10 protein-coding genes are annotated in these 10,067 nt (G+C 63.5%); 6 read left to right on the top strand and 4 right to left on the bottom strand.

The window, feature by feature from the left end; all coding sequences use genetic code 11:
* The 4 genes from tpx to ACK1VC_RS06095 all read right to left on the bottom strand — a co-directional run.
* Window positions 1-456, bottom strand: a 456-nt coding sequence (gene tpx, locus ACK1VC_RS06080) for a thiol peroxidase (RefSeq protein ID WP_449117875.1), incomplete at its 3' end; no start/stop codon positions are given.
* Window positions 457-623: 167 nt separating this feature from the next.
* On the bottom strand, window positions 624-1,904 hold the full coding sequence (locus ACK1VC_RS06085) for a serine/threonine transporter (RefSeq protein WP_016487456.1): 1,281 nt from the start codon (window positions 1,902-1,904) through the stop codon (window positions 624-626).
* Window positions 1,905-2,146: 242 nt separating this feature from the next.
* Complete coding sequence (locus tag ACK1VC_RS06090) at window positions 2,147-3,343, bottom strand: amino acid aminotransferase (protein WP_016487457.1); 1,197 nt, start codon at window positions 3,341-3,343, stop codon at window positions 2,147-2,149.
* Between the two features lie 233 nt (window positions 3,344-3,576).
* On the bottom strand, window positions 3,577-4,602 hold the full coding sequence (locus ACK1VC_RS06095; protein WP_016487458.1) for an Ldh family oxidoreductase: 1,026 nt from the start codon (window positions 4,600-4,602) through the stop codon (window positions 3,577-3,579).
* Window positions 4,603-4,745: 143 nt separating this feature from the next.
* On the opposite strand from ACK1VC_RS06095, the gene ACK1VC_RS06100 reads away from it, so the two are divergent.
* The 6 genes from ACK1VC_RS06100 to ACK1VC_RS06125 all read left to right on the top strand — a co-directional run bounded on the left by ACK1VC_RS06100 (window position 4,746) and on the right by ACK1VC_RS06125 (window position 10,030).
* Window positions 4,746-5,618 (top strand): MurR/RpiR family transcriptional regulator, encoded by an 873-nt coding sequence (locus ACK1VC_RS06100; protein WP_191086680.1) that lies wholly within the window; start codon window positions 4,746-4,748, stop codon window positions 5,616-5,618.
* A gap of 22 nt (window positions 5,619-5,640) precedes the next feature.
* Window positions 5,641-6,393 (top strand): transporter substrate-binding domain-containing protein, encoded by a 753-nt coding sequence (locus ACK1VC_RS06105; protein WP_016487460.1) that lies wholly within the window; start codon window positions 5,641-5,643, stop codon window positions 6,391-6,393.
* A 144-nt stretch (window positions 6,394-6,537) separates the two neighbouring features.
* Window positions 6,538-7,257 carry an ABC transporter permease gene (locus tag ACK1VC_RS06110; protein WP_016487461.1) on the top strand — a complete coding sequence of 240 codons (720 nt, stop codon included), beginning with the start codon at window positions 6,538-6,540 and terminating at the stop codon, window positions 7,255-7,257.
* A complete protein-coding gene (locus ACK1VC_RS06115; RefSeq protein ID WP_016487462.1) occupies window positions 7,254-7,964 on the top strand; it encodes an ABC transporter permease in 711 nt (236 codons plus the stop codon). Before ACK1VC_RS06110 ends, ACK1VC_RS06115 begins: the two co-directional genes overlap by 4 nt.
* Before the next feature lie 16 nt (window positions 7,965-7,980).
* Entirely contained in the window at window positions 7,981-9,225 is a 1,245-nt protein-coding gene (locus ACK1VC_RS06120) for an NAD(P)/FAD-dependent oxidoreductase (protein WP_016487463.1), read from the top strand.
* A gap of 22 nt (window positions 9,226-9,247) precedes the next feature.
* Window positions 9,248-10,030 carry an amino acid ABC transporter ATP-binding protein gene (locus ACK1VC_RS06125; protein WP_016487464.1) on the top strand — a complete coding sequence of 261 codons (783 nt, stop codon included), beginning with the start codon at window positions 9,248-9,250 and terminating at the stop codon, window positions 10,028-10,030.
* Window positions 10,031-10,067 lie beyond the last annotated feature (37 nt).

Below are 10,067 nucleotides of genomic sequence, written 5' to 3' on the forward strand. Positions count from 1 at the left end.
AATTTCGCCAACCAGTTCGCTGTGCAGCACGTTGTCGTTTTCATCCAGCACCACCACGGCGCGGGCAGCCAGGCCGGCCAGCGGGCCGTCGGCAATGGCGACGCCGTAGTTCTCGAGGAACTCGCGGCCACGCAGGGTCGACAGGTTCTTAACATTTTCCAGGCCTTCGGCACCGCAGAAACGCGCCTGGGCGAACGGCAGGTCGGCGGAGATGCACAGCACCACAGTGTTGGCTACATCATTGGCCTGAGCGTTGAACTTGCGCACGGAGGTGGCGCAGGTTGGGGTGTCGACGCTCGGGAAGATGTTCAGCACTTTGCGCTTGCCGGCGTAGTCCTTCAGCGACTTGTCAGCCAGGCCTTCACCGACCAGGGAGAATGCCGGAGCCTGGGCGCCGATTTTCGGCAGTTCGCCGTTGACTTGAACCGGGCCGCCTTTGAGAGTCACTTGAGCCATGACGAAATCCTTATGCTGGGTTTGAAAAGGACAGTGAGTTAAGCATGAAGGCGGCCGGGTGCCTATGGGGGCAGGTGAAATTGTTCTATTGCCGGACAATTTTTGTGGACAAAAAAATGCCCAGGTTGCGACAAGCGACCTGGGCATTCTTCATCTAAAGCAGCGAATCAGCCCAGCAGGCCGTATACCACCGAGGTCAGCGCAACCAGGCCGACCACTACAACGAACACGTTGGAGGCTGCACCGCTGTATTTGCGCATCGACGGTACACGGCGGATGGCGTACATCGGCATCAGGAACAGCAGCACCGCGAGGATCGGGCCGCCGAGCGATTCGATCATGCCGAGGATGCTCGGGTTGAGGGTGGCAACGATCCAGCACACCACCAGCATCAACGCGGCCACTACGCGGTCCAGTGCCTTGGCGCCCGGCCGCGCGCCGGTCTTGGTGATAATGCCCTTCAGGCCCTCGCTGGCACCGATGTAATGGCCCAGGAACGACTTGGCGATGGCCACGAAGGCGATCAGCGGCGCAGCGAACGCGATGGTCGGGTTGCTGAAGTGGTTGGCCAGGTACGACAGAATCGACAGGTTCTGTGCCTTGGCTTCGGCCAGCTGGGCGCTGCTCAGGGTGAGCACGCAACTGAACACGAAGAACAGCACCATCACCACCATCAGCAGGTGGGCACGGCGCAGGATCTGGCCGCTACGCTCGTCGGCATGCTCGCCGTAGCGGCGTTTCTGGTCGACCGCGAAGGCCGAAATGATCGGCGAGTGGTTGAACGAGAACACCATTACCGGAATGGCCAGCCACAGGGTGTGCAGGAAGGCCGAGGCCGGCGGCACCTGGGTGGCGCTGTCGAGGATGCCACCGGTCCAGTGCGGCACCAGGTACAGGCCCAGCAGCGCCAGGGCGACGATGAACGGGTACACCAGCAGGCTCATGACCTTGACCGTGGCCTGCTCGCCACAGCGCACGATGGCCAACAGGCCGAGGATCAGCACAAACGACAGGATGGCCCGCGGTGGCGGCGCCATGTGCAGCTGGTGCTCCATGAAGCTGGACACGGTGTTGGTCAGCGCCACGCTGTAGATAAGCAGGATGGGGAAGATCGCGAAGAAGTACAGCACGGTGATCGCGGCACCGGCGTTGCTGCCGAAGTGCTCTTTGACCACTTCGGTGATGTCGCCACCATTGCGCCCGGAGAGCACGAAGCGGGTCAACCCGCGGTGGGCGAAGTAGGTCATTGGGAAGGCCAGTACAGCCAGGATCAGCAGCGGCCAGAAACCGCCAAGGCCGGCGTTGATCGGCAGGAACAGGGTTCCGGCGCCAATGGCTGTGCCGAACAGGCCCAGCATCCAGGTGGTGTCGTGACGCGCCCAGCTGCCGAGGGTGGCGGGGGTCGATTCTACAAAGCGTTGTTCAACGCTTGGGGCCTGCTCATTCATTCCGGGTGAAGCTCCACTCGCAAGACTGTAACAGGCTGAGAATGGCGAAACAGTGCCTTCGCCCAACTCAACCGGAAAAGAGGGGCGCGATTGTGCACCGAAAGGTTGCACTTGCGAAGCCCTTTTCCGAGGGGCGGTTGCACTTGTCTTTACAAGCAGGCTACACCGGTGGGTAAAGAAGATAATTGTGGGAGCGGCAAGGCCGCTCCCACAGGCAGGGCCGCGCAGGGCCCCTTGAGCGATTACTTCTGAACAGCAGCGAACGCTTCGGCAACCCGTTGCAGGTTGGCCGGGCGCAAGCCGGACATGCACACACGGCCGCTGTCGATCAGGTACACGCCGAACTCGTCACGCAGGCGCCGCACTTGCTCGACGCTGAAGCCGGTGTAGCTGAACATGCCACGCTGGCGCAGGAAGAACTGGAAGTCCTGGCCTGGCAGCAACACGGCCAGGGCATCGACCAGCGCCTGACGCATGTCGAGGATACGCTTGCGCATCACTTCGACTTCATCGGCCCACTGGGCATTGAGCGCTGCATCGCTCAATACGCCTGCCACCAGCTGGGCGCCAAAATTGGGCGGGCTGGAGTAGTTGCGGCGCACGGTTGCCTTGAGCTGCCCAAGCACGCTTTGGGCCGTGGCGTCGTCGTCGCAGACCACCGACAGGCCACCTACCCGCTCGCCGTACAGCGAGAAGATTTTCGAGAACGAGTTGCTGACCAGGCACGGCACGCCGGCGCGGGCCATTTCACGGATGGCGTAGGCGTCTTCCACCAGGCCTTCGGCAAAGCCCTGGTAGGCAATGTCGAGGAACGGGATCAGCTGGCGTGCCTTGACCACTTCGACCACGTGTTGCCACTGGTTTTGCGTAAGGTCGGCACCGGTGGGGTTGTGGCAGCAAGGGTGCAGCAATACCACGCTGTTGGCCGGCAGGGTCTGCAGGGTGGCCAGCATGCCGTCGAAGTCCACGCCACGGGAGGCCTGGTCGAAGTACGGGTAGGTGTGCACCTTGAAGCCGGCGCCTTCGAAGATGGCGCGGTGGTTGTCCCAGGTCGGGTTGCTGACCCAGACTTCGGACTGCGGGAAGTAGCGCTTGAGGAAGTCGGCACCGACTTTCAGGGCGCCGGAGCCACCCACAGTCTGTACGGTGGCCACGCGACCGCCGGTCACGGCCGGGTGATCGGCACCGAACAACAGCGCCTGAATAGCCTGGCGGTAGCTGGCCAGGCCTTCCATTGGCAAGTAAAGGGACGCTTCATGGTCCTGGCCAGCAATGCGTTTTTCCACCGCATCCACAGCCGCCAGTTGCGGCACCACGCCGGCCTCATCGTAGTACAGGCCGATACTCAGGTTGACCTTGTCGGCGCGCGGGTCGGCCTTGAAGGTTTCCATCAGCGAGAGGATCGGGTCGCCGGCATAGGCATCGACATGTTTGAACACAGCGTGCAGCTCCTTGAATCAGGACAGTTCGAAAAGGCAGACCTGAGCATACCCGGAGTGTGTGCTCAGGAACATCCACTATTGTGCAAGGTTGTCTATGCAACATTGCATGGCAGGAGATTGGCGCTGACAGTGATGCCCTCATCGCCGGCAGGCCAGCTCCCACCGGTACACCACAGGCCTTGAGCTGGGTGATGTACCGGTGGGCGCTGGCTTGCCGGCGATAGGCCGGGTCAGGCAAGCAGCGCCTTCAGGCCCTGCAACTCCTGCTCGGTTACCGCCACCCCCTCCTCCTCGGCCACCTCGCGCTCACGATAGCGCCGCTCACCCGGCATGCGCGTCAGGCCCACCGCCTGCATCTGCTCCACCAGTTCGCGACTGCGCTGGGCAAAGCGCTCGCCCTCGCTCTTGCTAGGGTCGATGACGATGATCAGTTGCCCGGTCCAGGGTGTTTTCGCCCCCGGGTGCTCCGACCAGTCGAATTCCCAGGAGAAATTCCCCCCGGTCAGCGCCGCCGCCAGCAACTCGACCATCATCGACAGCGCCGAGCCCTTGTGCCCGCCAAACGGCAGCAACGCGCCGCCCTCCAGAATCGCCTTGGGCTCGGTGGTCGGTTCGCCATTGGCATCCACCCCCATGCCTTCGGGCAGTTGCTGGCCGGCACGCGCGGCAATCTGCACGTCGCCGTGGGCCATGGCGCTGGTGGCCATGTCGAAGACGATAGGGTCGTGTTCGGCACAAGGCGCTGCAAAAGCGATGGGGTTGGTACCAAACAGTGGCTTGCGCGCGCCATGCGGCACTACGCAGGTCATGCTGTTGACCACGCTCAGGGCCACCAGGCCCTCTTCGGCGAACGGTTCTACATCCGGCCACAACGCGGCAAAGTGGTGCGAATTGTGGATCGCCAGCACCGCAATGCCAGCGTTGCGCGCCTTGGCCACCAGTAGCTCACGGGCTGCCGCCAGTGCCGGCTGGGCAAAACCGCCAGCAGCATCGACACGCACGTAGCCGGCGGCCACGTCGCTGACCTTTGGGGTGGCATTGCCATCGACCCAACCACTGGTCAGGGTCGAAACATAGCCGGGGATGCGGAACACCCCATGGCTATGGGCGCCATCACGCTGGGCGCTGGCGCAGTTGTGGGCCAGCACCCGGGCCACGGCCTCGCTGCACCCATGGCGCTGGAAGATGGCCTGCAACAGGCTCTGGAGCTCGGTAAAAGGCACGCGCACGACGGTGCTGGTGGAAGGTGCGGACATCTGAAGCTCCTTGTTGGTATTGGAATGGCTACAGCGTTGCAACGACAAAAACTTTCCTGCATGTGACAGCAATCTGTCAAATGTTGACTTGATGACAGAAAACATTCATTTTCTTCCCAAGCCTTACCCCCTGGAGCCGCAGCATGAGCCAACCGATCAAGCAACGCCTGGAAAACAGCCTCGAAGGGGCCGCTGCCTCGGGTCGCAAGATCGCCACCTACATGCTTGCCAACCTGCACGAACTGCCTTTCCAGACCTCGGCCAGCATCGCCGCCAAGCTGCAGGTAAGCGAATCCAGCGTCGGGCGCTTCTGCCGCTCACTGGGTTATGCCCACCTCAAGGCACTTAAGCAAGACCTGCAGAACGACCTGGGCGATGGCCCATGGCTGGTGGGCGACCGATTGCAGGATTACCGCCAGAACCAGGACGCTGGTGACAACGCCGGCAGCCTGGAGCTGGAAATCGCGGCCTTGATGCGCGTCCACGAGTACCGCCAGAGCCCGACCTGGCACAGCGTAGCGCAACGCCTGGCGAGCAAGCCGCGGGTGTTCATCGCCGGCTTCCAGACCGAGCGCGGCATCGCCATGTGCATGAGCCACCTGCTGCAGTACCTGCGCGATGGGGTGCAACTGGTCGATCTCAGTGCCGGGCACTTCGGTGACGTGCTGCTGGGCCGCGCCGAAGACAGCGCTTTGGTGGTGTTCGAGGCGCGCCGTTACTCCCGTCACGCCCTGCTGCTGTGCCAAAAGGCACGTGAGGCAGGCATTACGGTCACCCTGGTGACCGACACCTTCTGCGACTGGGCTGATGCCAACGCCGACGAGGTGTTCCGCATCCCCACCGAGATCAATCTGTTCTGGGAATCCACCTCGACGATGTTGTCGTGGGTGCACCTGATGGTCAACGAGGTCTGCAAGAAGCTCGGGCCTGATGTTGAAAAACGCTTGGAAGCGACTGCCGCTCTACATAACGAGTTCGTCGGCTACACCTCGTGGCCGACGGGAAAACAACAATAGCAAGAGTGCAATGAGGTGCGAGATGAACAAGACCATGGCCTTGGTGGGAGCGTGTGCCCTGCTGCTGACGGGCGCCGCCAGTGCCGAAACCCTGCGCTTCGCCACCGAGGGTGCCTACCCGCCCTTCAACTATGTAGACGCCGATAACAAGCTGCATGGCTTCGATATCGACATCACCCATGCCCTGTGCGAACAGATGAAAGTCGAGTGCACGCTGGTGGCCCAGGACTGGGAAGGCATCATCCCTGCCCTGATGGCGCGCAAGTACGACGCCATCGTCGCATCGATGATCAACACCGAAGAGCGGCGCAAGAAAATTGCTTTCACCGACCACTACTACCGCACCCCGCTGACCGTGGCGGTAGCCAAGGACAGCAAGATCGACAGCGCACAGACCGACTTTGTCGGCTACACCGTCGGGGCTCAGTCGTCGTCCACCCAGGCTATCTACGCCGAAGACGTGTATGGCAAGGCCGGGGCCGATGTGAAGCTGTACCCGACCATGGACGAAGCCAACGCCGACCTGGCCGCCGGGCGCCTGGACGGGGTGATTGCCGATAAATTCCCGCTGCACGAGTGGATGAACAAGAACGGCGGGGACTGCTGCAAGATCCTCGGCGACGTGGCCGATACCAAGGCCGACGCCGCCATTGCCGTGCGCAAGGATGACGAAGCCCTGCGCCAGCGCCTGAACACCGCGCTGCAACAGATCGTGGCCAACGGCACATACCAGAAGATCGCCAGCAAGTACTTTGCTTTCGATATCTACAACTGATCCTAGAGCCCGTCTCGCCTGATCCGGCCCTATCGCCGGCAAGCCAGCTCCCACAGGACGCACAAGGCCTGACAGATGTGCAGTCTCTTGTGAAAGCTGGCTTGCCGGCGATGAGGCCGGTGAGGTCAACACAAGGTGTTCGTCATGCTCGATCAATTGTCGTTGCTGTCCTTCGCCAGCGGAGGCTGGGGCCAGGCGTTGCTGGCCGGCGCCCTGGTGACTGTTTCTCTGGCACTGGCCTGCCTGCCCATCGGTCTGCCGCTGGGCCTGCTGGTAGCGCTGGCGGCGCGTTCGCGCAAGCGCCTGCCACGGGCCTGGGCCACCACCTTCTCTACGGTGTTCCGCGGCCTGCCTGAGCTGCTGACACTGCTGATCATCTATTACGGCTGCCAGATCGCCGCGCAGAAAATCCTCGCGGCCATGGGCTATCAGGGTGAATTCCTGATCAACACCTTCCTCGCCGCGATGATCGCCTTCAGCCTGGTGTTCGCCGCGTTTTCCAGCGAGATCTGGCTGGCGGCCTTCAAGACCCTGCCCAAGGGCCAGCTGGAGGCCTGCTCGGCACTGGGCCTGAGCAAGCGCACCGCTTTTTTCAAGGTGTTGCTGCCACAACTGACCCGCATCGCCCTGCCCGGCCTGTCGAACAACTGGCTGTCGCTGCTCAAGGACACCTCGCTGGTGTCGACCATCTCACTGGTCGACCTGATGCGTCAGACCAACCTGGCCGTCAGCGTGACCAAGGAGCCAATGTTCTTCTATGGCGTCGCCTGCCTGGGTTACCTGCTGTTCGCAGCGCTTTCCGGGCGCGTCTTCGCTTTCATCGAACGGCGCAGTAACCGCCACCTGCAAGGAGCACGGGCATGAGCTTCGAACAACTGTTGGCACTGGTGCTCGACCCCGACCTGCTGGAACGCTACGGGCCACGCTTTCTTGATGGCCTGCTGGTCACCGCCAAACTGGTAGCCATTTCCTTCAGCCTGGGCGCCGTCCTCGGGCTGTTACTGGCCCTGGCACGCATGTCGCGCAGCCTGCTGCTGCAACGCATGGCCGCCGGCTATGTGTACTTCTTCCGCGGCTCGCCGCTGCTGGCCCAGCTGTTTCTGCTGTATTACGGCCTGGGTTCGCTCAAGGGCTTCTGGCAGGACGTCGGCCTGTGGTGGTTTTTCCGCGAGGCGTGGTTCTGCACCTTGCTGGCCTTCACCCTGAACACCGCCGCCTACCAGGCGGAGATCTTCCGCGGCAGCCTGATGGCCGTCGCGCCGGGGCAGCATGAAGCGGCGCGGGCGCTGAACCTGAAGCGTTCTACCACCTTTTTCAAGGTGATTCTGCCGCAGTCGTTGCTGGTGGCCATCGGCCCGCTGGGCAACGAACTGATCCTGATGATCAAGGCCAGCGCGATTGCCTCGCTGGTGACCATCTACGACCTGATGGGCGTGACCAAACTGGCCTTCTCGCGCAGTTTCGACTTCCAGATCTACCTATGGGCCGCCGTGCTCTACCTGGTGATCGTCGAACTGGTGCGGCGCCTGCTGAAACACCTGGAAGGCCGACTGGGCCGCCACCTGAACTGACCGAAGGATACGCTCCATGCATTGCCAGACCCTTGTCCTCGGCGCCGGCATCGTCGGCGTCAGCACCGCCCTGCACTTGCAGGCCCGCGGGCGCCAGGTAGTCCTGATCGACCGCGACGAACCCGGCAGCGGTACCAGCCACGGCAACGCCGGGCTGATCGAGCGCTCCAGCGTCATCCCCTATGCCTTCCCCCGGCAGGTGGGTGCCTTGCTGCGCTACGGCCTGAACCGCCAGCCCGACGTGCGCTACAGCCTGGCGCACCTGCCAAAGGCGGCGCCGTGGCTATGGCGCTACTGGCGCCAGTCGGCCCCGGCGCGCCTGGCCGGGGCCGCCGCCGACATGCTGCCGCTGGTGCAGCGCTGCGTCGAAGAACACGACGCGTTGATCGAAGCCGCTGGCCTGGAAGGGCTGGTGCAGGCCAAAGGCTGGATCGAAGTGTTCCGTGACCCTGCCCTGTTCGAGCAGGCCAAGGCCGACGCCAAGGGCCTGAGCCGCTATGGCCTGCAATTCGAAATCCTGGAATGCGGGCAGTTGCAGGCTCGCGAGCATCAACTGGATGCCACCGTGGTCGGCGGCATCCACTGGCTCGACCCCAAGACCGTGAACAACCCCGGCGCCCTCACACGCGGCTACGCGGCGCTGTTCCTGCAGCGCGGCGGGCAGTTCCTGCACGGTGATGCGCGCAGCCTGCGCCAGGCCGACGGCCAATGGCGGGTAGAGAGCCGCCGTGGCCCGATTACCGCCGACGAGGTGGTGGCCTGCCTCGGCCCGCAATCGGCCGAGCTGTTCAGCGGCCTGGGCTACCAGATTCCGCTGGCGATCAAGCGGGGCTATCACATGCACTACAGCACCCGTGACGGCGCAACGCTTGAGCATTCAATCTGCGACACCCAGGGCGGCTACGTGCTGGCACCGATGGCGCGCGGCGTGCGCCTGACCACCGGCATCGAATTCGACGCCAGCAGCGCACCAGGGAACCAGATCCAGCTGGGCCGCTGCGAGGCGCTGGCGCGCAAGCTGTTCCCGGCTTTGGGTGAGCGCCTGGACGATACCCCTTGGCTCGGCCGCCGCCCGTGCCTGCCCGACATGCGCCCGGTCATCGGCCCCGCAGCGCGCCACCCCGGGCTGTGGTTCAACTTTGGCCACGCCCACCACGGCCTTACCCTGGGCCCGGTCAGCGGCCGGCTGGTGGCCGAGCTGATCACCGGCGAGCCCCCTTTCACCGACCCTGCGCCCTACAGCGCGACTCGTTTCGACTGAACCCACGCGGGAGAAAAACAACATGACCGCCCCCCTGAGCCTTGCAAGCCTTGCCCCCGAGCCCGACCCACGCCCGGTGCTGATCCGCATCGAAGGCCTGAACAAGCACTACGGCGCGTTCCACGTGCTGCACAACATCAACCTGCAGGTGCGCGAAGGCGAACGCATCGTGCTGTGTGGGCCGTCCGGCTCGGGCAAGTCGACCCTCATCCGCTGCATCAACCGCCTGGAAGTGGCCCAGCAGGGCACCATCCAGGTGGATGGCATCGACCTGGCCGCCACCACCCGGGAAGCGGCGCAGGTGCGCAGCGACATCGGCATGGTGTTCCAGCATTTCAACCTGTTCCCGCACATGAGCGTGCTCGACAACTGCCTGCTGGCCCCCACCAGCGTGCGCGGGCTGTCGCGCAAGGACGCCGAAGAGCGGGCGCGCATGTACCTGAGCAAGGTGGGTATCGAGAGCCAGGCGCACAAGTACCCCAGCCAGCTATCAGGCGGCCAGCAGCAGCGCGTCGCGATTGCCAGGGCACTGTGCATGAAGCCGCGGATCATGCTGTTTGACGAGCCCACCTCGGCGCTGGACCCGGAAATGGTCGCTGAAGTGCTGGATGTGCTGGTACAACTGGCCGGCACGGGCATGACCATGCTCTGCGTCACCCATGAAATGGGCTTTGCCCGGCAGGTAGCCGAGCGGGTGCTGTTCCTTGAGGGTGGGCACATCATCGAAGACAGCCCGCCGCAGGTGTTCTTCAACCAGCCGCGTACCGAGCGGGCCAAGGCGTTCCTGGCGCAGATACTGCACTGAGCAAAATGTTTGATGCTTGTGCCGACCCTATCGCCGG

The organism is Pseudomonas sp. XP2 (assembly GCF_053557975.1).

Coding starts and splice junctions, on each gene's coding strand:
- ACK1VC_RS06105 (WP_016487460.1), top strand. CDS start 5,641: ATGAACAAGACCATGGCCTTGGTGGGAGCGTGTGCCCTGCTGCTGACG.
- ACK1VC_RS06125 (WP_016487464.1), top strand. CDS start 9,248: ATGACCGCCCCCCTGAGCCTTGCAAGCCTTGCCCCCGAGCCCGACCCA.
- ACK1VC_RS06095 (WP_016487458.1), bottom strand. CDS start 4,602: ATGTCCGCACCTTCCACCAGCACCGTCGTGCGCGTGCCTTTTACCGAG.
- ACK1VC_RS06120 (WP_016487463.1), top strand. CDS start 7,981: ATGCATTGCCAGACCCTTGTCCTCGGCGCCGGCATCGTCGGCGTCAGC.
- ACK1VC_RS06115 (WP_016487462.1), top strand. CDS start 7,254: ATGAGCTTCGAACAACTGTTGGCACTGGTGCTCGACCCCGACCTGCTG.
- ACK1VC_RS06085 (WP_016487456.1), bottom strand. CDS start 1,904: ATGAATGAGCAGGCCCCAAGCGTTGAACAACGCTTTGTAGAATCGACC.
- ACK1VC_RS06100 (WP_191086680.1), top strand. CDS start 4,746: ATGAGCCAACCGATCAAGCAACGCCTGGAAAACAGCCTCGAAGGGGCC.
- ACK1VC_RS06110 (WP_016487461.1), top strand. CDS start 6,538: ATGCTCGATCAATTGTCGTTGCTGTCCTTCGCCAGCGGAGGCTGGGGC.